Here is a 26,633-nt window from a genome sequence, read left to right on the forward strand (position 1 = left end):
CAGTTACCCCCTGCATAAAATATACAGGGGGTAATTAATGCGTCGCAATCATTTAGCTGCTTCTTCCGATTCCGGCAATGTCACGTTAAGTTCAAGTACCGAAATATCGTCCCCTTTCTGCTCGAACTGCACGTGCAGCATTTCAGGATCGATCTGAATGTATTTGCAAATAACCGCCAGAATATCGCGTTTCAGATCAGGCAGATACGGGGGCTCACTGTCCCCGCGGCGACGCTCTGCGACGATAATCTGCAGCCGTTCCTTGGCTATATTGGCTGTCTGTTTTTTGCGGGACAGAAAGAAGTCTAATAAGGCCATGGTTTATCCCCCAAAAAGGCGTTTCAGGAAACCCTTCTTCTCTTCTTCAATGAAGCGGAATGGGCGTTCTTCCCCCAACAAGCGGCAAACGGTATCGTCATACGCCTTACCGGCGTCTGACTCGGCATCCAGAATGACAGGCTCACCCTGGTTGGAAGCGCGCAGCACGGACTGGTCTTCCGGGATCACGCCCACCAGCGGAATGCGCAGGATTTCCAGCACGTCTTCCATGCTCAGCATGTCGCCACGGCTGACGCGGCCCGGGTTATAACGGGTCAGCAGCAGGTGTTCCTTGATAGGCGATTCGCCTTTCTCGGCGCGGCGTGATTTGGAAGAGAGAATGCCCAGGATACGGTCGGAGTCGCGTACCGAAGACACTTCCGGGTTGGTGGTGATGATAGCTTCGTCGGCGAAATACAGCGCCATCAGCGCACCGGTTTCGATACCGGCCGGTGAGTCGCAGACCACGAAGTCAAAATCCATCTCGCCGAGATCGTTGAGGATTTTTTCAACGCCTTCGCGGGTCAACGCGTCTTTGTCGCGTGTCTGCGAAGCTGGCAGGATATAGAGGTTTTCAGTGCGTTTGTCTTTGATCAACGCCTGATTCAGCGTGGCATCGCCCTGAATCACGTTCACGAAATCATAAACTACCCGACGTTCGCAGCCCATGATCAGGTCAAGATTACGCAGACCGATATCGAAATCGATCACGACGGTTTTCTTGCCTTTCTGGGCCAGGCCGGTAGCGATGGCCGCGCTCGAAGTGGTCTTGCCAACGCCCCCTTTACCCGATGTAACAACAATAATGCGTGCCATGAAATGGATTCCTTGTCAAAAGGGCTTAATTTAAAGGTTGTATGGTTAAAGCGTTATCCAACAGGCTGAGTCGTACGGCCTGCCCGACGTAATCGGACGGGATTTGGTCGCTCAACCAGTACTGCCCTGCGATAGAGACTAGCTCAGCCGCCAGGTGGGTGCAAAAAATCTGACATTGCGTGTCGCCTGACGCGCCTGCCAGTGCGCGACCGCGCATCATGCCGTAGACATGAATATTGCCGTCGGCAATCAGTTCGGCGCCGGCGCTGACGCTGCTGGTCACGATAAGATCGCTGTTGCGGGCGTAAATCTGTTGGCCGGAACGGACAGGCGTACTGATGATGCGCGTTTTGGCGGGGGCGTTATCCGCCACCACAGGCGCTGGCGCAGGCTCCGGCGCCGCCATTTTCTGGCCTTTGCCTTCGCTCAGCAGCGGCAGCCCTGCGCGGGCTATCGCGCGCTTTTGACGCTCATCTCTGCAACCGCTGATACCCACAACGCGCAGACCTGCCGCCGCGACAGCCTGTTGAAGTTCTTTCCAGTTCGCATCGCCTTCCAGCGTTGCGACGTTGATAACAACAGGAGCGTTTTTCAGAAAAGCGGGCGCTTGCTCAACTTTTTCCTGTAACGCCTGGCGTATTACCTCGGGCTGCGAATTATGCAAATGAACAACCGATAGGGTAAAACTGCTGCCTTTTAGCTCAATTGGCGATTGTGACATCTATCCTGACTCAGTCTCAGCAACTTTAAATCCCCGGAATACCACTCGGGGTGCGATATTCCGATGTACTATAAGCATGTTATAGTCAGAGTTATATCCAGGCAAGACGCTCCCTCAATTAAATAGAGTTAAAAAAATGCTTTGTGTGATCTATAGAAGCCCGAAACGCGATCAAACTTATCTTTATGTCGAAAAAAAAGACGATTTCTCTCGTGTGCCGGAAGAGCTGATGAAAAGTTTCGGCGTGCCGCAATTCGCCATGATGCTGTCGCTCGATGAGCGCAAGAAATTGGCCTCGGCGGATATCGAAAAGGTGAAGCAGGCGTTGAAAGACGAAGGCTATTATCTGCAGTTCCCGCCGCCGGTTGAAAACCTGCTTAATCAGCATCTGGCGGGCGATAAGGCCTGAGACAGTCGCCACGGCCAGGGGAGGCGCGATGACACGTTCGGCGAGAAAGACCGTATTGGCCGCCTGGTTGGCGCTGGGCGGAGTGCTGATGCCCGGCGCATCGCAGGCGGCGCAGGAGACGACGCTGGCGGCGAGCGGCCGCGATCCGGCGCAGTTCCCGGCGTATGTCGATCAACTTAAGCGCCGGGCGCGGGAACAGGGCATCAGTCAGGCGACTCTTGATCGCGCGTTTGCGCAAATCCACTTCGTCGATCGAGTGATCAAGGCCGATCGCAATCAGCCGGAGCAGAAGATCACCCTGGACGATTACCTGCGGCGGGTGATGTCACCCGCCAAGGTGCGCCAGGGGCGAGAACGGTATCGGCAGCGCCATGCGCAATGGTTGCGGGCCAGCGAGCGCTATCGGGTGCCAGGGCGTTATATCATCGCGTTGTGGGGGATGGAGAGCGCCTACGGCAAGATTCAGGGGCGGGAAGACGTGGTGTCTGCGCTGGCGACCTTGGCGTTTGAAGGGCGCCGTGAAGCTTTTTTCAGCCAGGAACTGATGGCGGCGCTGCAGATAGTCGAGCAGGGGCACGTCGGCGATACGCCGCTGAAAGGCTCCTGGGCCGGCGCGATGGGGCAATGCCAGTTTATGCCGAGCTCCTTCTTGCGCTACGCGGCGGATGGCGACGGCGACGGGCGCATCGATATCTGGAACAACATTGACGACGTTTTCGCGTCTACAGCCAGCTATCTGTCCAAAGAGGGCTGGCAGCCCGGCATCGGCTGGGGGCGCGAGGTCAAACTGCCCGCCGGCTTCAATCCGACCGAACTGGGTTTGAAAGACGCGCAGGCGCGCAGCGTCAACGACTGGCAGAAACGCGGCGTGCGCCGTGCGGATGGCAGTGCGTTGCCGCATGCCGTGCAGCGCGGTTGGATTATCGCGCCGGATGATCTGCAGGGGCGGACGTTCCTGGTCTATGATAATTTCCGCACCCTCATGCACTGGAATCGCTCTTACTATTTCGCCCTCGCCGTGGGTATGATGGCAGACGCGATCGGGCATTGATCCGGCACACCAATAATCGGCTTGGCGCGCCAAGCCTCTACAGTTTGGGAGAAGCGGTATGTATCAACATAGAGACTGGCAGGGTTCGCTGCTCGATTTCCCGGTGAACAAGGTGGTCTGCGTCGGCAGCAACTACGCCGATCATATCAAGGAAATGGGCAGCGCGGCGTCCGTCGAACCGGTGGTGTTTATCAAACCGGAAACGGCGTTGTGCGATATTCGCCAGCCGGTGGCCATCCCCAAAGAGTTCGGTGCGGTGCATCATGAGGTGGAGCTGGCGGTATTGATCGGCACACCGTTGAAACAGGCCAACGAAGATCGCGTTGCGCGGGCGATCGCCGGTTATGGCGTGGCGCTCGATCTGACGCTGCGCGATCTGCAAGCAGGCTTTAAAAAGGCTGGCCAGCCGTGGGAAAAGGCCAAGGCCTTCGACGGTTCCTGCCCGATGTCGGGATTTATCCCGGTGGCGGAATTCGGCGATCCGCAAAACGCCGAGCTGTCGTTGACCGTCAACGATCAATTGCGCCAGCAGGGCAATACGCGCGACATGATCACGCCAATTCTGCCGCTTATCAGCTACATGAGCCGCTTCTTCACGCTGCGCGCCGGCGACATCATCCTGACCGGCACGCCGCAGGGCGTGGGCCCGATGGCCTCCGGCGACATGTTGAAAATCAGCCTGAACGGCAAAACGCTCAGCACCCGGGTGATCTGACCTCTCTTCGCCGCCGGCATCGTCGGCGGCAAAGCTTGCATCTTGCCGCTAATATGTCTATATAGTCCCCCCTCGAACCTGTGCGCAGGTGACTTATCCATTTACCGAAACCGGACGCTAACATGTCACAACTCGCTTTTTGGCAACAGAAAACGCTGGCGGAAATGTCAGAACAAGAGTGGGAATCGCTGTGCGACGGGTGCGGGCAATGCTGTTTGAATAAGCTGATCGACGAAGATACCGACGAGATTTATTTTACCAACGTAGCCTGCAACCAGCTCAACATCAAATCCTGCCAATGCCGTAACTATGAGCGGCGCTTCGAGCTGGAAGAAGACTGCATCAAACTGACGCGCGAGAACCTCACTACCTTCGATTGGCTGCCGCCGACCTGCGCCTATCGCCTGATCGGCGAAGGCAAGCCGCTGTTTCCCTGGCACCCGCTGATCAGCGGCTCCAAAGCGGCGATGCACGGCGAGCGCATCACGGTGCGGCATATTGCGGTGCGCGAGAGCGAAGTGGTGGACTGGCAGGATCATATCCTCAACAAGCCGGACTGGGCCAGGTAACGCGGATGCCTTGACAGATGTTGCTCGGCAACACGAGTTTTAATGCCAGAGGGCGGCGTGTTAAGACATCCCGCCCTCTTGGCTATTGAGCTCACGCGCATGAGACTCTTGCTTCACGCTTTTTTGTCGCGGCGATGCCAGTTAGCCAGATTTTTCAGCGGCTGCTTCACATACGGGCTGGCCTTGATCAGGCTGAACAGCAGTTTATTCACCACCGTACCCACTTTGTCCATTGGCCGGTCGACATCGAGAAACAGCACAGCGCGCAGCTCGTCGGTATCATTGCGAACTTCGTGTTCGTAGGAATCATCAAACAAAATCACCTTGCCTTCATCCCAGTGCAGAATTTGGTCGTCAACGCGGATCCAGAGCTTGTCCCGATCCTTTGGCACGATCAATCCCAGATGCGCACGCACGACGGCTCGAGTCGGGCCTTTGTGAGGCACGATGTGATAGTGCGGTTTAAGAATCGAAAACATGGCGGTGCGCATGCCGGGGATCTCGCTGACCGCCTCTGCTGTGCGCGGGCAGATGGCGCAGTTTTCATCAACCCGTTGCCCGTAGACAAACAGCCCGAAGGTTTTCCAGTTATCGCCTTTAGAGATGCGTTTCTGATCCGGTGATATTTGGTGGAACGCTGGGATATCCTCCGGGTGTTCCAGCAACCGATCCAACTCCTCGCGAATGGCCGGCCAACGGGCTTCCAGCGCCGTCACCCAATTAAATTCATGATTGCCGATCCGCGGCGTGGTGGAGATGAGCGAATGGCGAGTCTGAAATTCGCCGTTCCAGCGCAGGAATTTTTTCCCGGCTTTGAGCAGCATGCGCCGCAGGAAGGGGCGCTGAGACGAAGGCGGCAATGTGGTATCCGGCATAGTATCGTGTCCTTGATGTCATATGATGTGCTGTAGTCAGCCAAAACCTGGCTCACAGGAAGAAAGGGCGAAAGTCAACACGTCATTCAGCATAGGGAAAGCATCGCGAACGATTTTAATCTTTAGTGCGCGAATGGCGTTGATGCTTGGTGCCGGATAGAGAGAAATTCCAACAATTTATTTAACGATGGTAAGGGCTTGCGTGAGGGGGGAAGAGGGGAAAAAAGCCCCTGCAAAGATGAGGGGCAAGACACACAACAACACCAGGGAAATCGGTAGTACTCACTTTGCCGATACTATAAGGATTTTATGGGTAAACTTCACCAAAATATTGTGCTCTGAATGTGACAAAGGTGCAGTCGTTCATAAGTAACGGTAATTTATTGATGCTCGAAGGCTGAAAGGTATGTGCCAGAGCGGCCTGTTTTTAGTCGCCGATATGGCAGAAGTTTAATGTTATGTAAATTACGCCCTTAGCCGTGCCGGGATGCTTCTTTTTAAACGATAAGTTGGGTAATTTGGCCGCTCTCCCGCAAGTTCGAGAGTATAACAATGAAAATGATCCGCCTGTTTGCCGTAGCTGGAGCGCTGATCGTGCTCGTTTACTTCCTTACACATACCTGAGGTGGCTTTATCTCGGAATGTGACAGCAATAACTAAAAAAACGGCGCCTTCCGGCGCCGTTTTTTGTTTGTCTGCCGATCAGCGGCCGAACAGGTCGCGGCGGCGTGGGCGAACAAACTGCGCGACCAGCACAATCAGCGCCACCAACAGATAGGCACCGAAGATGCCGACCAACCATTGCGGCATTTCCAACGTCAGGAATTGCCATTGACGCACGGAGCAGTCACCGGAAGCGTGAAACACCGCCGGCAGCCATTTGTCCAGCGGCAGCCAGGACGGGAAGCTGACGAAGAAATCGCAGGTATTGAATGGCGAAGGATGCAACTGGATCATGGTGTGCTTCCACGCCAGCTGTACGCCTTCCCAGGCGCTGTAGATCCACAGCAAGATCGCCGCGTAGCGCAGCGGAGTTTTCGGCGCGATGGCGCCCACCAGCGAGGCGCCGAGGATGCCGAACAGCGCGCAACGCTCGTAAATGCACATCACGCACGGCTGCAGCAGCATAACGTGCTGGAAATAGAGCGCGACCAGTTCCAACACCAACGCTGTCAGGGCCATCAGCAGCCAGGCGCCGCGTCCTTGTGAACAGCGGTTAAAGAATTGCAACATATCTAGATTCTTCCATGCAGTAAGCAATTGAACCGGCAGTGTAAACCAATTCCTCTTCGCTGCCAGCCACCTGGGCCGGATTCAGCGTAAAAATAGTCGGTTCACCCTGCCGGCGCCGTCTCAGTGGCCGACGGCGTCGATGGACGGCAGCGTCAGCCAATGCCACTGCGTCAACAGCTCGGTCGCCGGTTCCAAGGTGAACTGGACGCACAGCAGGCCAACCACCGTCAGCACCACCGTATAAGGCAGGGCCATCCATACCATGCGGCCATACGACAAACGCACCAGCGGCGCCAATGCCGACGTCAGGAGGAACAGAAACGCCGCCTGTCCGTTAGGGGTGGCGACCGATGGCAGGTTGGTACCGGTATTGATGGCGACCGCCAGCAGCTCGAACTGCTTCAGCCCGATCGCGCCGGTTTCCAGCGCGGTGCGCGCCTCGTTGATGTAAACCGTGCCGACGAACACGTTGTCGGAAACCGACGACAGCAGGCCGTTGAACAGGTAGAACAGCGAAAGCTGAGAGGCGGGCTCGGCGCGCAGCACAAACTGGATCACCGGGCTGAACAGGTGCTGCTCGATGATGACCGCGACCACGGTGAAAAACACCGTCAGCAGCGCGGTGAACGGCAGCGCTTCCTGGAACGCTTTGCCGATGGCGTGCTCGTCGTTCACGCCGCACAGGGAGGTGGCGAGGACGATCACCGACAGGCCAATCAGCCCCACTTCAGCCAGGTGGAAGGCCAGCGCCAGCACCAGCCAAACGCCGATCAGCGCCTGCATCACCAGTTTGAGCCGTTCTTGTTTGCTACGGCCCGCAGTGGCCTTGCGGTCATACTCTTTCAGCACGTCGCGCACCGCTTCCGGTAGCTGCGCGCCGTAGCCAAACAGGTGAAAACGTTCTACCAGCCAACACACCAGCAGGCCGCACACCAACACCGGCAGCGTGACCGGCGCCATACGCAGGAAGAAATCGATAAAACCCCAGCCCGCGTTTTTGGCGATGATCAGGTTTTGCGGCTCGCCCACCATGGTCATGACCCCGCCGAGCGCGGTGCCGACGCCGGCGTGCATCAGCAGGCTGCGCAGAAAGGCGCGGAATTGCTCCAGCGTCTGTTTGCGCTCTTCGCCGGTAAAATCGCTGTCATCGCCAATGTCGCCGTCAGGGCGGTTTGACGTCACGTTGTGATAGATGGAATAGAAGCCGGTGGCCACGCTGATCACTACCGCCACGACCGTCAGCGCGTCGAGGAAGGCGGAAAGGAAGGCGGCGGCCAGGCAGAACGCCAGCGACAGCAGGGTTTTCGAACGGATGTTGAGCAGCAGCTTGGTGAACACGAACAGCAGCAGCTGCTTCATAAAGTAGATGCCGGCCACCATAAAGATCAGCAGCAGCAACACGTCCAGATTATGTTCGATTTCCTGCGAAACCTGCGCCGGGCTGGTCATGCCGATGGCCACGGCCTCGAGCGCCAGCAGGCCGCCCGGCAGCAGCGGGTAGCATTTCAGCGCCATCGCGAGGGTAAAGATGAACTCGGCCACCAGCAGCCAACCCGCGATAAACGGGCTGGCGAAAAAGAACACCAGGGGGTTGATCGCCAGAAAAATGAGAATGGTCAGTTTGTACCAGTCGGGAGATTGCCCCAGAAAATTTTTGAGCAGGGCGCTACGCAGGGTTGTTTCCATTGTGCTCTATGCATCCTTCAATCAGTCGTAGCACGTACCCTAACAATGCGGTGGGGGCGTGCGCAACCTGAGCTTGTTTTACCATGAGAAAATTCCTCCGACCGGTATTTTTGCTCGTTTTTTGCCACGTTATGCACACTTTCGTTTATTGTTTTTCGCTCACGCTATGTCATGTCAGCACGATCTGGTATGATGAGCTGATTACTTTTACTGATTTTATCGTCGCAACGGAACGTCAAACACATGGTCATAAAGGCGCAGAGTCCTGCCGGTTTCGCGGAAGAGTACATTATTGAGAGTATTTGGAATAATCGCTTCCCCCCTGGCTCTATTTTGCCCGCGGAGCGTGAGCTTTCGGAGTTGATTGGCGTCACGCGCACCACGTTACGTGAAGTGTTGCAACGTCTGGCCCGCGATGGCTGGTTGACCATTCAGCATGGCAAACCGACCAAAGTGAACAATTTTTGGGAAACGTCCGGCCTCAATATCCTTGAGACGGTGGCTCGTCTCGATCACAAAAGCGTCCCTCAGCTGATTGATAACCTGCTGTCCGTGCGCACCAATATCGCGTCGATCTTTATTCGCGCCGCGGTGCGCAATCATCCGGAGCAGGCCCAGGAAGTGTTGGCGAAGGCCGCCGAGGTTGAAGATCAGGCGGACGCTTTCAATCTGCTCGATTACGAGATCTTCCGCGGTCTGGCGTTCGCTTCCGGCAATCCGATCTACGGCCTGATCTTCAACGGTCTGAAAGGGCTGTACACCCGCGTGGGCCGTTACTACTTCTCCAACCCGGAAGCGCGCAAGCTGGCGCTGACCTTCTACAGCAAGCTGTCCACGCTGTGCCATGAGAAGCTGTACGACCAGGTGATGGACACCGTGCGCAACTACGGTAAGGACAGCGGGGCGATTTGGCAGAGCATGCAGGGCACCATGCCGAGCGATCTGACCGAAGCGCGCCGTTAATCGCGAGTCAATGAAAAAGAAAGGGCGCCATTTTGGCGCCCTTTGTCGTTGCGGCGGTTACAGCGGCGTAGGCCGCGGCGGGCAGCGATCGAGCAACTCTACACTGCCGTCTTCATTTTGTTGCTCGAGGATCACGTCGAAGCCCCACAGGCGATGCAGGTGCTTCAACACGTCGCGGCGGCTCTTATCCAGTGGCGCGCGTTCCTGCGGGATGTAACGCAATGTCAGCGAGCGGTCACCGCGCAGATCCACGTTCCAGATCTGAATGTTCGGCTCATGGTTGCTCAGGTTGTATTGCGCCGACAGCTCCTGGCGGATCGCCCGGTAACCGGCTTCGTTATGGATCGCGGCAATCTCCAGATAGTTGTTGCGATCGTCGTCCAGCACGGTGAACAACCGGAAATCACGCATCACTTTGGGTGACAGGAACTGGCTGATAAAGCTCTCGTCCTTGAAGTCGCGCATGGCGAAGTGCAATGTCTCCAGCCAGTCTTTTCCGGCGATGTCCGGGAACCAGTAGCGGTCTTCTTCGGTCGGCGATTGGCAGATGCGCTTGATGTCCTGGAACATGGCGAAGCCCAGCGCATAAGGGTTGATGCCGTTATAGTACGGGCTGTTGTACGGCGGCTGATACACCACGTTGGTGTGGCTGTGCAAAAACTCCAGCATAAACCGCTCGGTCACTCGGCCCTCGTCGTACAGATGGTTGAGGATGGTGTAATGCCAGAAGGTGGCCCAACCCTCGTTCATCACCTGAGTCTGCTTTTGCGGGTAGAAATACTGGCTGACTTTGCGCACGATGCGCAACACCTCACGCTGCCAGGGTTCCAGCAGCGGTGCATTCTTTTCGATAAAATAGAGGATATTTTCCTGCGGTTCGCTCGGATACCGGCGCGCCTGCTCCGGCGACTCTTCACGTTCGACGCGTGGCAAGGTCTTCCATAACGTATTCACCTGGCTTTGCAGATACTCTTCGCGGCTTTTCTGGCGCGCTTTCTCTTCCACCAGGGAGATTTTCTGCGGGCGCTTGTACCTGTCGACCCCATAGTTCATCAGCGCGTGGCAGGAGTCCAGCAGTCGCTCCACTTCATCGACGCCGTAGCGTTCTTCGCATTGGCTGATGTAGTGGCGGGCGAACAGCAGATAATCGACGATGGAGCTGGCGTCGGTCCAGCTGCGGAACAGATAGTTATTCTTGAAGAACGAGTTGTGGCCATAGCAGGCGTGCGCCATCACCAGCGCCTGCATGGTGATGGTGTTTTCCTCCATCAGGTAGGCGATGCAGGGATTGGAGTTGATGACGATTTCATACGCCAGCCCTTGCTGGCCCTGTTTGTAGCGCTGTTCGGTTTCGATGAACTTCTTGCCGAAGGACCAATGGGTATAGTTGATCGGCATGCCGACGCTCGAATAGGCGTCCATCATCTGCTCGGAGGTGATCACCTCGATCTGATGGGGGTAAGTGTCGAGTCGGTAATGCTTGGCGACGCGGTCAATCTGCTCCAAATACACCTGCAGCAGTTCGAACGTCCAGTCCGGTCCATCGCTCAGACGTTTATCATCCTTAACCTTTTCTTCATGTGTTGAAGTAGTCATCAGCGCACCCTCATTATTCACGGGTCTTGCTCAAACGGCAGACCCTGTAACAAGCATAGTTCAAGTCATAATTAACCATTGCAAATCAGTGAAATAAAAATGCCGGTACGCAAAGGAGCGAACGGCGGTCGATCCGGCGCCCGTCCCGGCAGAAGGCGGCGCGGCACCGCACTCCCTCTTCGAGTATAACCCTGCGGCAGGGGGGCGCAACACAATGCCTGTTGCACGACAAGGATTGAAAATTGTTATGTTATATTGTAACTTTTAGTTTTCATGGTAACGGACAAGGAGCGCATTTTGGCGAGGCATTTTGGCAAACTGGCGGTGGCGCTGGCCGCGCTGTTTATCAGCGGGCAGGCGTGCGCCCACGGGCATCATTCACACGGCAAGCCGCTGACGGAGGTGGAAAAAAAGGCGGAGGCGGGTGTATTCGACGATAAGGACGTCAAAGATCGCAACCTGGCGGATTGGGAGGGGGTGTGGCAATCCGTGTATCCCTATCTGCTCAATGGGGATCTTGACCCGGTGTTCAAGAAGAAAGCGGCACAGGACAAGCGCAAGACCTTCGCCGAAGTGAAGGCGTATTACCGCAAAGGGTACGCCACCGATGTAGATACCATCGGCATTGAAAACGGCGTCATGGAATTTCACCGCGGTGACCAATCCAGCGCCTGTCAGTATAAGTACGCCGGGCATAAGATCCTGACGTATGTTTCCGGTAAAAAGGGCGTGCGTTATCTGTTTGAATGCCAGGATGCCGGCAGCCTGGCGCCGAAATTCGTGCAGTTCAGCGATCACATTATCGGCCCGCGCAAATCGGCGCATTTCCATATCTTTATGGGCAACACGTCGCAGGAAGCGTTGCTGAAAGAGATGGATAACTGGCCGACTTACTACCCATTCCAACTGCAAACTAAAGAAGTCGTGGATGAGATGCTGCATCATTGATGCTGCTCGCTCCCGCAACCACAAGCCCGCCTGTGTGGGCTTGTGCTCAGTCAAACGGTCTGATTTGCAGGTAATCGTCCGTCACTTCCATTTCAAATAGCGTTTTATCTGCCAACAAGGTCGCACGCATTCGTTCCCGGGCTTGCCGGTAGCGTTCATCCAATTGAATATCACCGGCGCTTTCCCATGCGACTCGGCTTGGCCATTGCGCATAGCCGATAAACTGCCCGCCCATATCCCGATGCAGGCGCGAGCCGAGGCTGCCGCGCTGCAGATAGATGCCTTGGGTCAACGCTAGCCAAGCCTGGCGAAAGGCGTGTTCGTGTCCGGGTTTGACTGAAAACTGGTAAATGGCGATGAACATAAGGCGTTCTCCACAATAGCGACAGTGTGAACTTTAGGCGCTGCTTCTGGCTTTAACGTTCATATCGTGCTGCAGCGTTCAACATAAGCGGGCGGGCTAAGGGCTCGGGTGTTTTATTCCAGTAGTGAAAGCAAGGTTAACGGCAGCTGAAATTTTGCGCGATTTTTCTGCTGCGGAGGGAGGCGGCTCTCTTTGTTTGTTATGTTGGTATTTTTTATTTTATTGGGTTTTTGTTCTGTTTAATTGTTGGCTGGTATTTTTATATTCTGTTAAATCAATGTTACTTATCACGCCTTTTTTGAGTGCTATCATTGATAGCGTTGATATCAATTCAGTGGCGGTATGACGCCATAATCCCCTCTAAACCGCATCTTATCGCTATTTTCAGACGGCTATTGCAAATGCATGGCTCATCGACGATAAATTAATTGTGAATATTGTCACGTTTGATGACGAAGTTGTTGGACGGATTTTTTCACTGAGTTAATTTCCTGTGAGCAGAAGATTATGCTTTGTGAAGCCTTGAGCTGGAGTCAGCGATGCGAGTGGTAATTTTAGGTAGTGGAGTGGTGGGCGTAGCCAGTGCCTGGTATTTGGCGAAGGCGGGGCATGAGGTGACGGTGATCGATCGTCAGCCAGGCCCCGCACTGGAAACCAGCGCGGCGAACGCCGGGCAGATTTCACCGGGTTATGCCGCACCTTGGGCGGCACCGGGCGTGCCGCTGAAGGCCATCAAGTGGATGTTCCAGCGCCATGCGCCGTTGGCCATCCGCCTCGACGGCAGCAGCTTCCAACTGAGCTGGATGTGGCAGATGTTGAAGAACTGCAACACCGAACACTACATGACCAACAAAGGCCGCATGGTGCGTCTGGCGGAATACAGCCGCGATTGTATCAAGGCGCTGCGTCAGGAAACCGGCATCCAGTACGAAGGTCGCCAGGGCGGCACGCTGCAGCTGTTCCGCACTCAACAACAGTTCGAAAACGCCGCGAAAGACATTGCGGTATTGGAAGATGCCGGCGTGCCTTACAGATTGCTGGAAGCCGGCCAACTCGGCAGCGTCGAGCCGGCGCTGGCGCAGGTGGCGCACAAGCTGACCGGCGGCCTGCAGTTGCCGAACGACGAAACCGGCGATTGCCAGCTGTTTACGCAACAGTTGGCGAAGATGGCAGAGCAGGCGGGCGTCACTTTCCTGTTCAACCGCAGCGTCGATCGTCTGCTGGTGGAGGGCGACAAGATCGCCGGCGTGCAGTGCGGCGAGGAAGTGTTCAAGGCCGACAGCTATGTGGTGGCGTTCGGCTCGTACTCCACGGCGCTGCTGCGCGGCCTGGTGTCCATTCCGGTTTACCCGCTGAAGGGCTATTCGTTGACCATTCCTATCACCGACGAAGCGGCGGCGCCGTTCTCTACGGTATTGGATGAGACGTATAAAATCGCCATCACACGCTTCGACCAGCGCATTCGCGTTGGCGGCATGGCGGAGATCGTCGGTTTCAATACGCAGCTGGAGCAAAAACGGCGCGAAACGCTGGAAATGGTGGTGCGCGATCTCTACCCGAACGGCGGCCGAGTGGAAGAGGCGACGTTCTGGACCGGCCTGCGGCCGATGACGCCGGACGGCACGCCAATTGTCGGCCGCACCTCGCTGAAGAACCTGTATCTCAATACCGGACATGGCACGTTGGGCTGGACGATGGCCTGTGGCTCCGGGCAGTTGTTGTCCGATCTGATGTCCGGCATTACGCCGGCGATCCCTTCCGATGACCTGGCGGTGGCGCGTTACAGCGCCGGGTTTCGCCAGCAACACGCGGTTCCGCTGAACGACGTGCATCCCGCACGTTAATCGTCGACGCTGTCATAGACTTTCCTGGCCACGTGCAGGCGCGCGTGGCCGCCGTACGTTGCCCCAAGGAGAAGCGATGCCCCGTCCCATAACCGCCACGATGCATCTCGGCGCGATTGAAAATAACTTGCAGGTGGTGCGCCGTTTCGCCCCCGGCGCCAAAGTCTGGGCGGTGGTCAAGGCTAACGCCTATGGCCACGGCATCAAACACGTTTGGCGCAGCATGGCGCAAACCGACGGCTTCGCCATGCTGGATCTGGCCGAAGCGGTGCTGCTGCGCGAGTCGGGTTGGCAAGGGCCTATCCTGTTGTTGGAAGGCTTCTTCCAGCCGCAGGATCTGGCGTTGCTCGACCGTTATCGCCTGACGACGGCGGTGCACAGCGACTGGCAGCTGGCGGCGATCGCCGACGCCACGCTGAACGCGCCGCTCAATGTCTATCTGAAAGTGAACAGTGGCATGAATCGGCTGGGGTTCGCACCCGAGCGGCTGCATGAGGTGTGGCGCAGGGCGCAGGCGGTAGCCAACATTGCCGAGCTTACGCTGATGAGCCACTTCGCCACCGCCGACGGCCCTGAAGGTGTGACCCGGCAAATGGCTACCATCGAGGCGGCGGCTACCGATATACCGCTGCCGCGCTGCCTGGCCAACTCGGCCGCCACGCTGTGGCACCCTTCGACCCACGGCAGTTGGGTCCGTCCTGGGATCGTTCTCTATGGCGCTTCGCCGAGCGGTTGCTGGAATGACGTTGCGGCGACGGGGCTGCAGCCGGCGATGACGCTGAGCAGTGAAATCATCGGCATTCAGCAGCTGAAGTCTGGCGATCGTGTGGGTTACGGTGGCCGTTACAGCGCCGCAGGCGCACAGCGTATCGGTGTGGTGGCCTGCGGTTACGCCGACGGCTATCCGCGTCATGCGCCGACCGGTACGCCGGTATGGGTTGACGGCGTGCTGACGCGCACCCTGGGAACGGTATCGATGGATATGCTGGCGGTGGATCTGACGCCCTGTCCGCAAGTCGAACTGGGCGCCGAAGTGGAGCTGTGGGGGAAACGTCTGCCGGTGGATGAGGTGGCCACGGCGGCAGGGACGTTAGGCTATGAGCTGCTGTCGGCGTTAGCGGCGCGAGTGCCGGTCGCCACCGAAGCCTGAGCCGGGGCTCAGGCGACTTTTCTGATCTGCCCTTTAATCTGCTTGCTGAGCCGCCGCGCGTGCAGCGCCAGCAGGCAGCCCGCCAGCATCACCAGCGCCAGCGACAGCTTGGGTTGCAGCGGCAACGCCATCGCCACCAGACCCAGCGCGGCGCCGCCCGCCATCTGCACGAAACCGACCAGCGCGGACGCGACGCCGGCCTCATTGGAGTAGGGTTCCAACGCGTAGCTGGTGGCCGGGCCCATCACGAATGCCAATCCGGCGCAGGCGCTGGCGACTGGCAGCATATACGCCAGCCAGTGCGCTTGCGCCGTCGCGGGCAGCAGCATGACGCCCAGCAGCAGACCCAGACAGCCCAGCCCCATCAAAATGCCGCCGGTCGCCAGACAAACCGGGCGGCCGACCTTGTGGATGATGCGGTTGGCGAAGAAGCTGACCAGCATGATCCAGAAACCGTTGGCGCCGAACACCAGCGAGAATTGCAGCGGTGTCAGGCCAGCGGTGCCCATCAGCACGTTCGGTGCCAGAGAAACGTAGGTCAGCGCCATGCCCATCGCCCCGGAGTTCACCACCGCAAAGGAGAGAAAACGCCGTTCGCTGAGGATGCGCGCGTATTGACGCACCGGCAACCCCTTGACCGGCACGGTGTCGGCAGGGCGAGTTTCCGGCAGGCGCAGCGCGATGAGCGCCAACACCAGCAGCGCGTAGCCGACCAGGAACCAGAAGGGAGCGCGCCAGCCGAAGGCTTCGGCGAGCAGGCCGCCGAGCAGCGGCGCCAGCGCCGGGATGATGTTCAGCGTGCCGTTAAGAAAGCCGAAAGCGCGGGCGGCGTCGTCGCCATTCAGGCGATCGCGCACGCCGCTGAAGGCGACGACGGCGGTGCAGCAAACCGCCACCCCTTGCAGCAGACGCGAAGCGATGAAAATCGTCGGGCTGGTGGCCAGCGCCGCCATCGCGGCGCCGATCATGTAGAGGATAATGCCGGCCAGCGCCACCGGTTTGCGGCCATAGTTGTCCACCAGCGGGCCGGCAATGACCTGGCCGAGGCCAAGCACCAGAATAAATAGCGATATGGTGGATTGGATCAGCGCTTCGCTGCTGCCCAGACCGACGGCAATAGCGGGAATAGTCGGCAGATAAAGATCGATGCCTAATGGGCCGAGCAGCACCAGGCTGAGAAGCATAAACAGAAACTTTTGCATAACAGGAAAGGCACGTCCGAGTGACAAAGAGGGCTAGAGTAGAGACTCTGGCGGCAAATGAAAAGGGGCAAAGCGGGTCAGCGCTGCGCCCCCTGGCGGTAATAGAGCGCCGAGACGGTATCGGCCACATAACGGGCCTGGTGGCGAGCATCATCCAGCGCCCGATGCGGCATACCTTCGAACGGGCGGGCCTTTTTCGGGTTAAAGCCGTGCAGTTCCGCCAACGTGATCACCGTGCGCACGTCCTGGGTATCCCAGAATTTCCACGGGCAGGGCATTTCCAGCTGCTGGAAGGCGTGTTCGAGGATCGCGCAGTCGAATTCTTTGCCGTTGCCCCAGACTTTCACCGTGTCGGTGCTGTTCATATGGATGAAGCGGCTAAGGCTGCTCAGCACGCGCTTCAGGCTCTCGGTGCCGCCGAAGGCCTGCTTGCGCGCTTCATCGGACTGTTTCGCCCACCAGGCGACCGTGTCAAGGCTGATGGTTCGGCCCGGTTGGTCTTTCTGGCTGCTGACGGCGGCTTCGAATTCGGCGCCCAGTTCCCCGGTTCGGGGATCGAAAAACACCGCCGCAACCACCAGAATGACGGCGCTGGGTTTTATATCCAGGGTTTCAATGTCTAACATCAGATGGTGCATCGGCGTTTCCGGTGGTGGGCGTGGTGGCTTAATGTTACTACAGAACGTGTGCCGATGCGGCCGGTGCGCACATGAAATCCTTTTAAAGCGCCTCGTTCAGGTTATGATGCTCGTGATACTCTTGTCAGGTTGGTCGCTATCGGTGAGAACGCTTATCTTTATTCTGTGCATGGCCGGCTACTTGCTGTTGCTGGGCTACCTTAGCATGTTCGTCACGGACAAGATCTGTGAGAAGGCGGGTAACTACACCAAAATATGCCGTGTCGTAGACATTTCCGAACCTCATATTCCCAAATAGCCCCAGTTTATCCCAGATAGTCGGTGGTAATCAGCGGCGTCAGGATGGCCGCCAGCGCGGTGAGCGCCCCCCATTGCCGCCAGCCCAGCCGCGCCAGCCAGTCATGCCGCTGCGGCGGCGTGGCCAGTTGCCCGACGGCCACGGCGCCGGTCAGCAGCAGCGTCAGAATCAGCAGCACCAGGCAACGGCTCACCAGCGTGAACTCAACATGCAGCACATTGGCGTAATACAGGCGCATCAGAATAAAATAGCTCAGCAAGATCCAGGCGAAAACGACGTTCTTCTTGAGCACCTGCTGCAGCATCAACGCGAGAAACAGGCTGTGAAACAGCGACAACAGCGGAGCCTCGATCGGGTGCCGAACGCAGACGTTGTAGACCGCCATATAAATATTGAAAACCAGCAGGATATAGATCACATAAATGTACCAGCCGTAGATGACCTTGAGCTTTTTCGGGTTCGGCGGCAGGGAGAGTGCGTCCGGTTTCATTAATGCCTCCTGATGATGCCATGTAAACGCTGTGGTTGAAGACGGCGCGGCGACATCGTAATTTAAAATCCACAGGGTATATATCACCCGAGCGCTAAATGACAATTAAACGCGGGATCGGCTTTATTTCCGCGTTGGCCTGGAACTCTTTAGCGCCCGCGGGGTCGATTGGCGTACGAATGCCTGGCGGTTTTTGCACTATGATGATAGATATAATTTATTGATATGAAAGATTATAAAAACACTTCGGGCACAAAAATCCTGCTGCTGTTCAGCCTGGCGTTTTATACGCTGTTGCCACCGTTGCTGACAGCGGCCGTGTTCAACCGTTTCAATCTTAATCCGTTCGCGATCGTCAAATTTTTTCACTTCAACCCGTTTTTGGCCGATCGGGGCATACCCGGTTATCAGACTTTCTTCTACTTGCTGATGCTGTGGTTGGGGTTGAATGCTTTGCTCTGGCTGCTGGTGTGGGGGGCGGGGCGATTGTATCAGCGCTGGCGATCGCCGCGCGGCGGATAGTTTCCCAAAGGGGAAAAGTTGCGTAGGGAAATGACTTTACATTCAATAATGAGACGTATTATCATTTGATTCGCCGGTGAGGGGAAAAGGGTTGTCTCCTTCTGTGCCCCCCGATCCGGCACGACATTGCTCACATTGCTTCCAATTTTCATGCCAGCCTTGCGCTGGCACTTTTTTATCCCACGCCAAAAACCATGACGCCGGTGGTCAGCCTCTTTTCATTAACATGACTGTTTAAAAGCCACCGCGCGACATTGGGGCGTTAGAACAGCGAAAACAGCAACACCACCGGCAGGCTCAACGGCCAGGTTAACCCGATGGTCAGTGCGCTGATGCAGCGAATTTTGACGGTGTCCCGGCTAACCAGGTAGGTGAAAACCATAGAAACTAACAGACCAATAAAATAACAGTATTGCGTTGCAACCCACAGCGGCGACATGAAACCCGATCCCAGTTGTATTTTTACGCGCGAATTCTAGGAGCTTGGCCGGGGATAATCAATGACCAAAGGCCCTTTATTCAAACCTTTATCCATAAGTATGCATAATTTATTTCTATAAAGAACGTAGGGTTATTAACGGCTTTGCGTTTATTGCCAAAAGAAATCAACAGCATAGTTACCGGTAACATTTTGCGTCAGGCAAGTCTTCCTTCTGGGGTGAACTCCGCTGAGCAGTAAAAGAGTCGGTGAAGGGGGGAAACGCGGTGGGGTTATGACTCATAAAAACTAATGATGTATTTGCGGACAGCAAGTCTAAGGTGAGGTGGCGTCGGGTTTTGACGGTACGTGAACCCTTCAGGTGCCGGTTTTAGCGCATCAGTCGCGATGCGCCGCTTGCCCGCCTGGGAGGGGGATGGTTGTCGTTACGGGGTTAATGAATGTTAAGACCGTAGACGAACAGCCACGAAAACAGCAGCGCCAGCAGACATGCCATAAAGACGATGGAGATCATTTCCTTCACAACTTCATTCCTTTTCCCGGTGGACCAAATTTACTTCTCTTTGTTTTTGCGCGAAATTTTAGATCGGTATGGGTAAAAATCCTAGTTTTAATCCTTTTTTTTCCCGGCCTTGCGGCGTAAGCCGCTTCGATAAGCCGTGGCGGCGGTGGAAAATCGGGGGCGTTAACTCGCCGTCGATATTGCTGAACGCCATGAGTCTGACTATATAAAATAGGGACCGCGTGGCGTCGAAGGCAGCCAGACCCGCCCCTTAAGGGGCCGTTCATCTGCCTGCGGCGTTTTCCTATGAGATGAAGGAGTCGGCAATGAGCACAAAACCAACTATCGTGCTGGTACACGGATTCTGGGGCGGCGCCGCGCACTGGAGTAAGGTCATCATCGAGTTGTCGCGCAGGGGATATACGGCGATTCATGCGGTGGAAATGCCGTTGACGTCGCTGGCTGAGGATGCGGAACGTACGCGCAAGATGGTCGCGCAGCAAGCGGGGCCGGTATTGTTGGTCGGGCACTCTTACGGCGGTGCCGTGATCACGGAAATGGGCAACCAGCCTAACGTGGTTGGCCTGGTCTACATCGCCGCATTTGCGCCGGATGCCGGTGAAAGTGCCGGCGGTATTACGCAAGCGCATCCTCCTGCGGCAGTCGAGAATCTGGCCCCGGACAGCGACGGTTATCTGTGGATTAAAACCGACAAGTTTCACGAAAGCTTTTGCCAGGATCTGACCGGCGACGAGGCGTTGGTGATGGCGGTGGCGCAGAAGGCTCCGCTGGCTGATACCTTTGGCAACACCATCGGCGAACCCGCCTGGAAACATAAGCCGTCATGGTATCAACTTTCCAGCGACGATCGCATGATAGCGCCGGAGAATCAGCGGCGCATGGCGCAGCGGCTGCAGGCTAAGAAAGTGATGGTGCTGAATGCCAGCCATGCCTCGCTGGTTTCCCATGCCGATGAGGTGGCGAGTTTGATTGACGAAGCGGCCGGTTTGAAATAAAGCAGGGGCAGGAAGGTTCTCCGGACTAAAAGGTGACATCCTGCGGCAGATTATCCCTTCGCTGCCTATTACGCCGGACGAAAGCGCCGGCGTAATAGGCGCTAATTAGGGATAGGCGCTGATGTCGCTATAACAGCATCATCAACACGACGGCGGCGGCAATAATGGCGTAGAGGTCTGCCTTACGCATATCGCCTTAGCGCCCGTTAACGCCGATCATTTCTATCGCCGCGCGATGCAGCCGCTGAAAATAATCATCGGGCTGCTTTTCTATCTCCTGGATAAGGCTGGCGAGCAGGTTCTGTTTGGTTATCGGCTTGTTGGCGGTCAACACCAGCAGCACGTTTTTGCCGAGCAGGCAACATATTTGCTTATGGTATTCATCAACATCGTGCTTGTTGAGGCCATAGAGGGTGTAGTCGATCATGATGTCTAACCTGCTGACAGGTAAATGCCCGCCGCAGCGGGCTGAGAAGCCATAGAAAAATAAAATGAGGCAAATTTCGCTTAGGAAGAGACTTAAGCGATGGGGTAACGATAACTGAATGGGAATATTCCTATCAAGCCGTGCGGGGGCAGAGGCGGATGTTTAGGAATAACCTCAGAAGAACAAATAATAGAGAGGACCGTTCTGGGGAATCTGACTTATTATTGTTGTTGTCATTGTTTAAAAAATAAACATGGGTTTTGCAAATATATAATGCGAAAAAGAAACAGCCGGAAAACGGCGCTTTCCGGCTGTGGTGACATTCACGCGGCGTTATTCACACGGTCTGCTTACGGAACAGTTCGCGGAATACCGGATAGATATCGTCCGGTTCGCGGATATGCTGCATGGCGAAGTTGTCGAATTTCGCCTGCAGATCCTCGTATTCGCGCCACAGCGTTTGGTGAGCGCGGCGAGTGATTTCTATGTAGCTGTAATAACGCACCATCGGCAGGATCTTTTTCGCCAACAGCTCATGACACAGCGGTGAATCGTCGGCCCAGTTGTCGCCGTCCGACGCTTGCGCGGCATAGATATTCCATTGCGCCGGGTCATAACGCTCTTCGACTACGTCATTCATTAACTTCAGCGCGCTGGAAACGATGGTGCCACCGGTTTCCTGCGAATAGAAGAACTCCTGTTCGTCCACCTCTTTCGCCTGGGTGTGATGGCGAATGTAGACCACCTCGACGTTTTTGTAGGTTCGGCTCAGGAACAAATAGAGCAGAATGTAAAAACGCTTGGCCATGTCTTTGGTCGCCTGGTCCATCGAGCCGGACACGTCCATCAGGCAGAACATCACCGCCTGGCTGGAGGGCTCCGGCCGGCGCTCATAGTTTTTGTAGCGCAGGTCGAAGGTATCGATAAACGGCACGCTTTCGATTTTCTTGCGCAGTTCGGCAATTTCCTTGCGCAGCCGCTCCTCTTCCAGCAATTGCACCGGCTCGGTATTTTCCAACTGGTTCAGCGCATCTTCCAGCTCGTGCAACGCGCGTCTTTTACCGGCGGTCATGGCGGTACGTCGCGCCAGCGAGTTCTGCAGCGAACGCACGACGCTGATGTTGGCCGGCACGCCATTGGCGGTATAGCCGGCACGATGGGTTTTGAACTCGGTCAACTGCTTGTACTGATTCTTTTTCAGATTGGGCAGGGCGAGATCCTCGAACAAAAGATCGAGGTACTCGTCTTTGGAGATTTGGAAGACGAATTCATCCTGGCCTTCACCATCCTGGCTGGCGTTGCCCTGGCCGCCGCCACCGCCTGCGCCGCCCTGAGGCCGCTCAACGCGATCGTTCTGCACGAAGTGGTCATTGCCAGGGTGAACGCGATGGCGTGTGCCGCCGCGCCCCTGATGAAACATCGGTTCGTTGATATCGTCAGTGGGGATGGAAACCGACTCCCCGCTGTCTACGTCGGTGACCGAACGCTTGTTGATGGCTTCGGCAATCGACTGTTTGATTTGCGACTTGTAACGGCGCAAGAAGCGCTGGCGGTTCACCATGCTCTTGTTTTTGCCGTTCAGCCGCCGGTCAATGAAATAGGCCATACTTCCCCCAAACGACGTTGCCAACTCTTCATGTCCCGGTCGCGACAGCGCAATGTGTTAGCCCCTCCTTGGGCTGCGCTGCAACGTCCATGACTGTGGACATGGCCCTGATAATGCCGCTTACCTGAGGCGTTATGAGGATTTTCTGACCCGCAGATACCATTCACACAACAGGCGCACCTGCTTGCGGGTATAGCCTTTCTCCATCATGCGGTCGACGAAGTCGTCGTGTTTTTTCTGCTCGTCCGTCGACGTTTTGGCGTTAAACGAAATCACCGGCAACAGCTCTTCGGTATTGGAGAACATTTTCTTCTCGATCACGGTGCGCAGCTTCTCGTAGCTGGTCCAGTTCGGATTGCGGCCGTTGTTGTTGGCGCGGGCGCGCAGCACGAAGTTCACGATTTCGTTACGGAAATCTTTCGGGTTGCTGATACCGGCCGGTTTTTCAATTTTCTCCAGTTCGGCGTTCAAAGACTCGCGGTCGAACAGCTGACCGGTGTCGGGGTCTCGATACTCCTGATCCTGGATCCAGAAGTCCGCGTAGGTCACGTAACGGTCAAAAATGTTCTGTCCGTATTCCGAGTAGGATTCCAGATAGGCGGTCTGGATCTCTTTGCCGATAAACTCGGCGTATTTCGGAATCAGATAGCCTTTCAGATGTTCGAGGTATTTCTCGGCCAAATCCTGCGGGAACTGTTCGCGCTCGATCTGTTGCTCCAGCACATAGAACAGGTGTACCGGGTTGGCCGCCACCTCGGCGTGATCGAAGTTGAATACCCGCGAGAGGATTTTAAAGGCGAAACGGGTGGAGAGGCCGTTCATGCCTTCGTCAACCCCGGCGTAGTCGCGGTACTCTTGATAGGACTTGGCTTTCGGATCGGTATCCTTGAGGCTTTCGCCGTCATACACGCGCATTTTCGAGTAAATGCTCGAGTTTTCCGGCTCTTTCAGCCGCGACAGCACGCTAAAGCGCGCCAGCGTTTCGAGGGTGCCCGGCGCGCAGGGCGCGTGAGTCAGCTCGCTGTGGTCCAGCAGCTTGTCGTAAATCTTGATCTCTTCCGACACGCGCAGGCAGTAAGGCACCTTGACGATGTACACGCGGTCGAGGAATGCTTCGTTGTTCTTGTTGTTGCGGAAGGTCACCCACTCGGATTCGTTGGAGTGCGCCAGAATAATGCCGCTGAACGGCAGGGCGGAGATGCCTTCGGTGCCGTTGTAGTTGCCTTCCTGGGTTGCGGTCAGCAGCGGATGCAGCACCTTGATCGGCGCTTTGAACATCTCGACGAATTCCATAATCCCCTGGTTGGCGCGGCACAGGGCGCCGGAATAGCCGTAGGCGTCCGGGTCGTTCTGCGCGTGGTTCTCCAATTTACGGATGTCCACTTTACCGACCAGCGCGGAGATGTCCTGGTTGTTCTCATCGCCCGGCTCGGTTTTGGCGATGGCGATCTGTTCCAGAATGGAAGGGCGCACTTTCACGACTTTAAACTTGGTGATGTCGCCGCCGAACTCATGCAGGCGCTTCGCCGCCCACGGCGACATGATGGTGCCGAGATAGCGACTTGGGATGTTGAACTCTTTTTCCAGGATCGTGGCATCTTCCTGCGGATTAAACAGGCACAGCGGATGGTCGTTGACCGGGCTGCGTTCGCCGTTGGCGCTGAGGGTGTAGATGGGCACGCGCTGCATCAACGCTTTAAGACGTTCTGCCAGCGAGGACTTGCCGCCGCCCACCGGGCCCAGCAGGTAAAGGATCTGTTTCTTCTCTTCCAGGCCCTGCGCGGCGTGTTTCAGGTAAGAGACGATCTGTTCGATGGCCTCTTCCATGCCGTAGAATTCTTCGAAGGCCGGATAGCGTGCGATCACGCGGTTGGAGAACAGGCGCGACAGGCGTGATTCTAGCGCAGTGTCGACCATCACAGGTTCACCGATAGCCATCAGCAGACGTTCGGCCGCGTTGGCATAGGCACTGCGATCTTGCCGGCAAATGGTAAGAAATTCCTGCAGTGTGAACTCTTCGTCCTTGGCAGCTTCGTAGCGCTGGCGATAGTGGTCAAATATGTTCATGATGCCCGTCCTTTCGTTATTAGCACAGGTTAAAGAGAGCGTGTGATAGTGTTCTGGCTCCCGAAAGATGAGAATACGCCTGAGTACAGCAACCCGTATGCCAACTTGGTGCGCTTATTATCGCGAGTTGCGCTGTATGCCACTGGGCCCAGGATAAATTCACCTTCTGATTTAAGCTTAGTTTGCTTGCCGGAAAATTTCCTGCCGCAGAAAAAGCTTTTTTTAAGTCATATCAATGACTCAGTTATTACCGTGGAAGCCAAATGCCTTGTCTGGCGCGGCCTGCGGGATAAAACGTCATCGTTCCGCCATGATTAATTCATAATTCCGCTATAAGTTATTCGATCTTGGTCGTTTTCCTTTGTAAAGATTAGGCACGCAACTAAATTTTCACATAAACTATCGCGGCTATTAACCCTGTAATTTATGGAAAAAGAACCAGTGAAGATTTCAAAACTCAAAACGCTAGCAATTATCGCTTCCGCAATGGTTTGTGCGCAAAGTGCTCAGGCGGGGACCTGGTCACTCGGTGCTGCCGCGCTGGTTAGTCCGGACGCGTATCGCGGTTATCAGGACCGCGTTTATCCGGTGCCCGTCATCGACTATGAAGGTGACGACTTCTACTTCCGTACTCTGACCGCCGGTTACTACCTGTGGAAAGATCAAGAAAACCAGCTGAGCATCATGGGTTACTACACGCCATGGGGCTACCGTCCGGGCGACAGCGACGACGATCGCATGAAGCGCCTCGACAAGCGTCGCGGCACGCTGATGGCCGGCCTGGCCTATTCGCACAACGCGGAATGGGGCACCCTTCGTACCACTTTCACCGGCGACACGCTGAACAACAGCAACGGGCTGGTGGGCGATGTCGCTTATCTGTACAAGTTTGATCTGGACGCGCTGACGCTGGTCCCGGGCGTGGGCGTGATGTGGAACAGCAAGAACCAGAACAAATATTACTACGGCGTCAGCGCCAATGAATCACGCCGCAGCGGCCTGGACAGCTACACTCCTGGCGATAGCTGGGCCCCGTATCTCGAATTGAGCGCCAATTATCAGATCAACAAAAGCTGGAACGCCTTCTTCGTCGGCCGCTATGTGAAGTTGTCGGATGAAGTAAAAGACAGCCCGATGGTGGATAAATCTTACACCGGTTTGTTGATGACGGGTGTGAGCTACACCTTCTAATCACGCATTGCACGGTTATCGTGCATGGCGTGCATCAAAAAGGGGCGATGGCGCCCCTTTTGCACATCAGTGGTGCGCTTCCGCGCACGGTTCCTCAGGCCTTCTTACGGCTGCGGAAGGTGACTCCCAAACGGGCGGGTTGCTCACCGGCAGCGACCAGCGGTTTGCTGACGCGCCCTGTCTCGATGCAGACCATGGTCTTGTAACCGTCGTTCGGCATATCCCCCATGCTGCAGGAGAGTTCCACGCCGGGGTTCCAGGCGATGACGTCGCTCATATGATGGTGGTGAACCTCGATGGTGCGAGCGAGCGCCGGATCGCGGATCTGGCTGAAAGCTTCCGGGCGGGTATAGACGCGGTCGGTTTGGCCGACGAAGGTCACTTCGCCCGTCTGGTGCGCCTCTGCGCCGCCTGCCACCTTGTCGATATAAGGCTCGCCCAGACCCGCCACGCTGATCCGATCGATGTCGCCGACCTGGAAGTAACTGTGCAGCGCCGCCGTGGCTTGATAATCGCCGTGCGATTCCAGCTCGATTTCGCACTCTTCACCCAGCTTGAAGCGAGCAATCAGCGTGAAGGCGTGCGGCCACAGTTTGCGGGTCTGCTCATTGTCTTTCAGCGTGAAGGTCAGGATGACGCCGTTGTCATCTTCATCGTGCGCCGTCAGACTCCAGGGCTGGTTGCGGGCAAAGCCGTGGGAGGGTTGCGCCACCGGGCCGAACCACGGCCAGCAGATCGGCACGCCGCCGCGGATGGCCTTGCCTTTGGCGAAAGGCGTATTGTTGCTGAGCCAAATCACCGGCTGCTCCCCGCTAGGTTGCCAGGCCAGCAAATGCGCGCCTTGCAGCGCGACCGCCGCGCGCACTTTCGGGTGCGACACCACAACCACGCCCAACTCATCGAGTTGCCGCTGGCTGATATAAGGAGAAATCTGTTCGGAAACGGGCAGGGTGAAAATTTTCTCGTTCATTTCATGA

28 protein-coding genes are annotated in these 26,633 nt (G+C 56.3%); 12 read left to right on the forward strand and 16 right to left on the reverse strand.

What is annotated here, in order from left to right:
* Window positions 1–48: 48 nt before the first annotated feature.
* From minE to minC, 3 genes are read right to left on the reverse strand one after another with little or no spacing between them, the layout of a single operon-like run.
* Window positions 49–318 (reverse strand): cell division topological specificity factor MinE, encoded by a 270-nt coding sequence (minE, locus tag ACJ8KE_RS04400; protein ID WP_004932303.1) that lies wholly within the window; start codon window positions 316–318, stop codon window positions 49–51.
* Between the two features lie 3 nt (window positions 319–321).
* Window positions 322–1,134 (reverse strand): septum site-determining protein MinD, encoded by an 813-nt coding sequence (gene minD / locus ACJ8KE_RS04405; protein WP_016927452.1) that lies wholly within the window; start codon window positions 1,132–1,134, stop codon window positions 322–324.
* A gap of 25 nt (window positions 1,135–1,159) precedes the next feature.
* Window positions 1,160–1,855 carry a septum site-determining protein MinC gene (gene minC, locus ACJ8KE_RS04410; protein ID WP_004932297.1) on the reverse strand — a complete coding sequence of 232 codons (696 nt, stop codon included), beginning with the start codon at window positions 1,853–1,855 and terminating at the stop codon, window positions 1,160–1,162.
* A gap of 136 nt (window positions 1,856–1,991) precedes the next feature.
* On the opposite strand from minC, the gene ACJ8KE_RS04415 reads away from it, so the two are divergent.
* The 4 genes from ACJ8KE_RS04415 to ACJ8KE_RS04430 all read left to right on the forward strand — a co-directional run bounded on the left by ACJ8KE_RS04415 (window position 1,992) and on the right by ACJ8KE_RS04430 (window position 4,599).
* The gene (locus ACJ8KE_RS04415) at window positions 1,992–2,264 is read left to right on the forward strand and encodes a YcgL domain-containing protein (protein WP_004932294.1); all 273 of its coding nucleotides are present in this window, start codon (window positions 1,992–1,994) and stop codon (window positions 2,262–2,264) included.
* A gap of 28 nt (window positions 2,265–2,292) precedes the next feature.
* Window positions 2,293–3,315: a lytic murein transglycosylase gene (locus tag ACJ8KE_RS04420; protein ID WP_049299183.1), complete on the forward strand. Its 1,023-nt coding sequence runs from the start codon at window positions 2,293–2,295 to the stop codon at window positions 3,313–3,315.
* A 58-nt stretch (window positions 3,316–3,373) separates the two neighbouring features.
* On the forward strand, window positions 3,374–4,030 hold the full coding sequence (locus tag ACJ8KE_RS04425) for a fumarylacetoacetate hydrolase family protein (RefSeq protein WP_016927455.1): 657 nt from the start codon (window positions 3,374–3,376) through the stop codon (window positions 4,028–4,030).
* Window positions 4,031–4,152: 122 nt separating this feature from the next.
* A complete protein-coding gene (locus ACJ8KE_RS04430; RefSeq protein WP_004932284.1) occupies window positions 4,153–4,599 on the forward strand; it encodes a YcgN family cysteine cluster protein in 447 nt (148 codons plus the stop codon).
* Window positions 4,600–4,712: 113 nt separating this feature from the next.
* On the opposite strand, the gene ACJ8KE_RS04435 is transcribed toward ACJ8KE_RS04430, so the two are convergent.
* The 3 genes from ACJ8KE_RS04435 to nhaB form a co-directional block, all read right to left on the reverse strand.
* Window positions 4,713–5,474, reverse strand: a complete 762-nt coding sequence (locus ACJ8KE_RS04435) for an aspartyl/asparaginyl beta-hydroxylase domain-containing protein (RefSeq protein ID WP_079451429.1) — start codon at window positions 5,472–5,474, stop codon at window positions 4,713–4,715.
* Window positions 5,475–6,176: 702 nt separating this feature from the next.
* Window positions 6,177–6,707: a disulfide bond formation protein DsbB gene (gene dsbB / locus ACJ8KE_RS04440; protein WP_033640107.1), complete on the reverse strand. Its 531-nt coding sequence runs from the start codon at window positions 6,705–6,707 to the stop codon at window positions 6,177–6,179.
* Between the two features lie 120 nt (window positions 6,708–6,827).
* The gene (nhaB, locus tag ACJ8KE_RS04445; RefSeq protein WP_016927458.1) at window positions 6,828–8,393 is read right to left on the reverse strand and encodes a sodium/proton antiporter NhaB; all 1,566 of its coding nucleotides are present in this window, start codon (window positions 8,391–8,393) and stop codon (window positions 6,828–6,830) included.
* A 243-nt stretch (window positions 8,394–8,636) separates the two neighbouring features.
* Here nhaB and fadR point away from each other — a divergent pair, with 243 nt between their 5' ends.
* Window positions 8,637–9,356 carry a fatty acid metabolism transcriptional regulator FadR gene (fadR, locus tag ACJ8KE_RS04450; RefSeq protein ID WP_025303107.1) on the forward strand — a complete coding sequence of 240 codons (720 nt, stop codon included), beginning with the start codon at window positions 8,637–8,639 and terminating at the stop codon, window positions 9,354–9,356.
* Window positions 9,357–9,413: 57 nt separating this feature from the next.
* Here fadR and ACJ8KE_RS04455 read toward each other — a convergent pair whose 3' ends face one another.
* Complete coding sequence (locus ACJ8KE_RS04455) at window positions 9,414–10,952, reverse strand: SpoVR family protein (RefSeq protein ID WP_079451427.1); 1,539 nt, start codon at window positions 10,950–10,952, stop codon at window positions 9,414–9,416.
* A 297-nt stretch (window positions 10,953–11,249) separates the two neighbouring features.
* Here ACJ8KE_RS04455 and zinT point away from each other — a divergent pair, with 297 nt between their 5' ends.
* On the forward strand, window positions 11,250–11,900 hold the full coding sequence (gene zinT / locus ACJ8KE_RS04460) for a metal-binding protein ZinT (RefSeq protein ID WP_016927461.1): 651 nt from the start codon (window positions 11,250–11,252) through the stop codon (window positions 11,898–11,900).
* A 46-nt stretch (window positions 11,901–11,946) separates the two neighbouring features.
* Here zinT and ACJ8KE_RS04465 read toward each other — a convergent pair whose 3' ends face one another.
* Window positions 11,947–12,264, reverse strand: coding sequence for an antibiotic biosynthesis monooxygenase family protein (locus ACJ8KE_RS04465; RefSeq protein ID WP_016927462.1), 318 nt, complete (start codon window positions 12,262–12,264; stop codon window positions 11,947–11,949).
* A gap of 539 nt (window positions 12,265–12,803) precedes the next feature.
* On the opposite strand from ACJ8KE_RS04465, the gene ACJ8KE_RS04470 reads away from it, so the two are divergent.
* Both ACJ8KE_RS04470 and dadX read left to right on the forward strand, forming a co-directional pair.
* The gene (locus ACJ8KE_RS04470; protein ID WP_028127472.1) at window positions 12,804–14,108 is read left to right on the forward strand and encodes a D-amino acid dehydrogenase; all 1,305 of its coding nucleotides are present in this window, start codon (window positions 12,804–12,806) and stop codon (window positions 14,106–14,108) included.
* A 76-nt stretch (window positions 14,109–14,184) separates the two neighbouring features.
* Entirely contained in the window at window positions 14,185–15,258 is a 1,074-nt protein-coding gene (dadX, locus tag ACJ8KE_RS04475) for a catabolic alanine racemase DadX (RefSeq protein WP_028127471.1), read from the forward strand.
* An 8-nt stretch (window positions 15,259–15,266) separates the two neighbouring features.
* Here dadX and ACJ8KE_RS04480 read toward each other — a convergent pair whose 3' ends face one another.
* From ACJ8KE_RS04480 to ACJ8KE_RS04490, 3 genes are all read right to left on the reverse strand, one after another.
* Entirely contained in the window at window positions 15,267–16,460 is a 1,194-nt protein-coding gene (locus tag ACJ8KE_RS04480) for a multidrug effflux MFS transporter (protein WP_016927465.1), read from the reverse strand.
* Between the two features lie 77 nt (window positions 16,461–16,537).
* On the reverse strand, window positions 16,538–17,098 hold the full coding sequence (locus tag ACJ8KE_RS04485) for a 3'-5' exonuclease (protein WP_004932251.1): 561 nt from the start codon (window positions 17,096–17,098) through the stop codon (window positions 16,538–16,540).
* 305 nt (window positions 17,099–17,403) lie between these two features.
* Window positions 17,404–17,886, reverse strand: a complete 483-nt coding sequence (locus ACJ8KE_RS04490; protein ID WP_033640110.1) for a hypothetical protein — start codon at window positions 17,884–17,886, stop codon at window positions 17,404–17,406.
* Between the two features lie 225 nt (window positions 17,887–18,111).
* Between ACJ8KE_RS04490 and ACJ8KE_RS04495 the strand changes: the two genes are divergently transcribed.
* Window positions 18,112–18,408, forward strand: a complete 297-nt coding sequence (locus ACJ8KE_RS04495) for a hypothetical protein (RefSeq protein WP_079451966.1) — start codon at window positions 18,112–18,114, stop codon at window positions 18,406–18,408.
* A 262-nt stretch (window positions 18,409–18,670) separates the two neighbouring features.
* Here ACJ8KE_RS04495 and ACJ8KE_RS04500 read toward each other — a convergent pair whose 3' ends face one another.
* Complete coding sequence (locus tag ACJ8KE_RS04500; RefSeq protein ID WP_015378105.1) at window positions 18,671–18,847, reverse strand: GhoT/OrtT family toxin; 177 nt, start codon at window positions 18,845–18,847, stop codon at window positions 18,671–18,673.
* An 828-nt stretch (window positions 18,848–19,675) separates the two neighbouring features.
* Here ACJ8KE_RS04500 and ACJ8KE_RS04505 point away from each other — a divergent pair.
* Window positions 19,676–20,365, forward strand: a complete 690-nt coding sequence (locus ACJ8KE_RS04505; RefSeq protein WP_016927470.1) for an alpha/beta hydrolase — start codon at window positions 19,676–19,678, stop codon at window positions 20,363–20,365.
* 196 nt (window positions 20,366–20,561) lie between these two features.
* On the opposite strand, the gene ACJ8KE_RS04510 is transcribed toward ACJ8KE_RS04505, so the two are convergent.
* From ACJ8KE_RS04510 to yeaG, 3 genes are all read right to left on the reverse strand, one after another.
* A complete protein-coding gene (locus tag ACJ8KE_RS04510; protein WP_004932237.1) occupies window positions 20,562–20,792 on the reverse strand; it encodes a hypothetical protein in 231 nt (76 codons plus the stop codon).
* A 337-nt stretch (window positions 20,793–21,129) separates the two neighbouring features.
* Window positions 21,130–22,398, reverse strand: coding sequence for a YeaH/YhbH family protein (locus ACJ8KE_RS04515; RefSeq protein ID WP_016927471.1), 1,269 nt, complete (start codon window positions 22,396–22,398; stop codon window positions 21,130–21,132).
* 132 nt (window positions 22,399–22,530) lie between these two features.
* Window positions 22,531–24,465 (reverse strand): protein kinase YeaG, encoded by a 1,935-nt coding sequence (yeaG, locus tag ACJ8KE_RS04520; RefSeq protein ID WP_016927472.1) that lies wholly within the window; start codon window positions 24,463–24,465, stop codon window positions 22,531–22,533.
* A 42-nt stretch (window positions 24,466–24,507) separates the two neighbouring features.
* Between yeaG and ACJ8KE_RS04525 the strand changes: the two genes are divergently transcribed.
* Together ACJ8KE_RS04525 and ACJ8KE_RS04530 are read left to right on the forward strand one after the other, a co-directional pair.
* Complete coding sequence (locus tag ACJ8KE_RS04525) at window positions 24,508–24,783, forward strand: hypothetical protein (protein ID WP_153297016.1); 276 nt, start codon at window positions 24,508–24,510, stop codon at window positions 24,781–24,783.
* A 108-nt stretch (window positions 24,784–24,891) separates the two neighbouring features.
* Window positions 24,892–25,656: a MipA/OmpV family protein gene (locus ACJ8KE_RS04530; RefSeq protein WP_015378103.1), complete on the forward strand. Its 765-nt coding sequence runs from the start codon at window positions 24,892–24,894 to the stop codon at window positions 25,654–25,656.
* A gap of 94 nt (window positions 25,657–25,750) precedes the next feature.
* Here ACJ8KE_RS04530 and ACJ8KE_RS04535 read toward each other — a convergent pair whose 3' ends face one another.
* Entirely contained in the window at window positions 25,751–26,626 is an 876-nt protein-coding gene (locus ACJ8KE_RS04535; RefSeq protein WP_116403569.1) for a D-hexose-6-phosphate mutarotase, read from the reverse strand.
* Window positions 26,627–26,633 lie beyond the last annotated feature (7 nt).

This window comes from Serratia sp. CY56464 (assembly GCF_052168435.1).
GTDB lineage: Bacteria > Pseudomonadota > Gammaproteobacteria > Enterobacterales > Enterobacteriaceae > Serratia > Serratia marcescens.

Bases quoted from the DNA above. Each gene is read 5' to 3' on its own strand.
- minE (WP_004932303.1), bottom strand. From the start codon at position 318: ATGGCCTTATTAGACTTCTTTCTGTCCCGCAAAAAACAGACAGCCAAT.
- minD (WP_016927452.1), bottom strand. From the start codon at position 1,134: ATGGCACGCATTATTGTTGTTACATCGGGTAAAGGGGGCGTTGGCAAG.
- minC (WP_004932297.1), bottom strand. From the start codon at position 1,855: ATGTCACAATCGCCAATTGAGCTAAAAGGCAGCAGTTTTACCCTATCG.
- ACJ8KE_RS04415 (WP_004932294.1), top strand. From the start codon at position 1,992: ATGCTTTGTGTGATCTATAGAAGCCCGAAACGCGATCAAACTTATCTT.
- ACJ8KE_RS04420 (WP_049299183.1), top strand. From the start codon at position 2,293: ATGACACGTTCGGCGAGAAAGACCGTATTGGCCGCCTGGTTGGCGCTG.
- ACJ8KE_RS04425 (WP_016927455.1), top strand. From the start codon at position 3,374: ATGTATCAACATAGAGACTGGCAGGGTTCGCTGCTCGATTTCCCGGTG.
- ACJ8KE_RS04430 (WP_004932284.1), top strand. From the start codon at position 4,153: ATGTCACAACTCGCTTTTTGGCAACAGAAAACGCTGGCGGAAATGTCA.
- ACJ8KE_RS04435 (WP_079451429.1), bottom strand. From the start codon at position 5,474: ATGCCGGATACCACATTGCCGCCTTCGTCTCAGCGCCCCTTCCTGCGG.
- dsbB (WP_033640107.1), bottom strand. From the start codon at position 6,707: ATGTTGCAATTCTTTAACCGCTGTTCACAAGGACGCGGCGCCTGGCTG.
- nhaB (WP_016927458.1), bottom strand. From the start codon at position 8,393: ATGGAAACAACCCTGCGTAGCGCCCTGCTCAAAAATTTTCTGGGGCAA.
- fadR (WP_025303107.1), top strand. From the start codon at position 8,637: ATGGTCATAAAGGCGCAGAGTCCTGCCGGTTTCGCGGAAGAGTACATT.
- ACJ8KE_RS04455 (WP_079451427.1), bottom strand. From the start codon at position 10,952: ATGACTACTTCAACACATGAAGAAAAGGTTAAGGATGATAAACGTCTG.
- ACJ8KE_RS04465 (WP_016927462.1), bottom strand. From the start codon at position 12,264: ATGTTCATCGCCATTTACCAGTTTTCAGTCAAACCCGGACACGAACAC.
- ACJ8KE_RS04470 (WP_028127472.1), top strand. From the start codon at position 12,804: ATGCGAGTGGTAATTTTAGGTAGTGGAGTGGTGGGCGTAGCCAGTGCC.
- dadX (WP_028127471.1), top strand. From the start codon at position 14,185: ATGCCCCGTCCCATAACCGCCACGATGCATCTCGGCGCGATTGAAAAT.
- ACJ8KE_RS04480 (WP_016927465.1), bottom strand. From the start codon at position 16,460: ATGCAAAAGTTTCTGTTTATGCTTCTCAGCCTGGTGCTGCTCGGCCCA.
- ACJ8KE_RS04485 (WP_004932251.1), bottom strand. From the start codon at position 17,098: ATGCACCATCTGATGTTAGACATTGAAACCCTGGATATAAAACCCAGC.
- ACJ8KE_RS04490 (WP_033640110.1), bottom strand. From the start codon at position 17,886: ATGAAACCGGACGCACTCTCCCTGCCGCCGAACCCGAAAAAGCTCAAG.
- ACJ8KE_RS04495 (WP_079451966.1), top strand. From the start codon at position 18,112: ATGAAAGATTATAAAAACACTTCGGGCACAAAAATCCTGCTGCTGTTC.
- ACJ8KE_RS04500 (WP_015378105.1), bottom strand. From the start codon at position 18,847: ATGTCGCCGCTGTGGGTTGCAACGCAATACTGTTATTTTATTGGTCTG.
- ACJ8KE_RS04505 (WP_016927470.1), top strand. From the start codon at position 19,676: ATGAGCACAAAACCAACTATCGTGCTGGTACACGGATTCTGGGGCGGC.
- ACJ8KE_RS04510 (WP_004932237.1), bottom strand. From the start codon at position 20,792: ATGATCGACTACACCCTCTATGGCCTCAACAAGCACGATGTTGATGAA.
- ACJ8KE_RS04515 (WP_016927471.1), bottom strand. From the start codon at position 22,398: ATGGCCTATTTCATTGACCGGCGGCTGAACGGCAAAAACAAGAGCATG.
- yeaG (WP_016927472.1), bottom strand. From the start codon at position 24,465: ATGAACATATTTGACCACTATCGCCAGCGCTACGAAGCTGCCAAGGAC.
- ACJ8KE_RS04530 (WP_015378103.1), top strand. From the start codon at position 24,892: ATGGAAAAAGAACCAGTGAAGATTTCAAAACTCAAAACGCTAGCAATT.
- ACJ8KE_RS04535 (WP_116403569.1), bottom strand. From the start codon at position 26,626: ATGAACGAGAAAATTTTCACCCTGCCCGTTTCCGAACAGATTTCTCCT.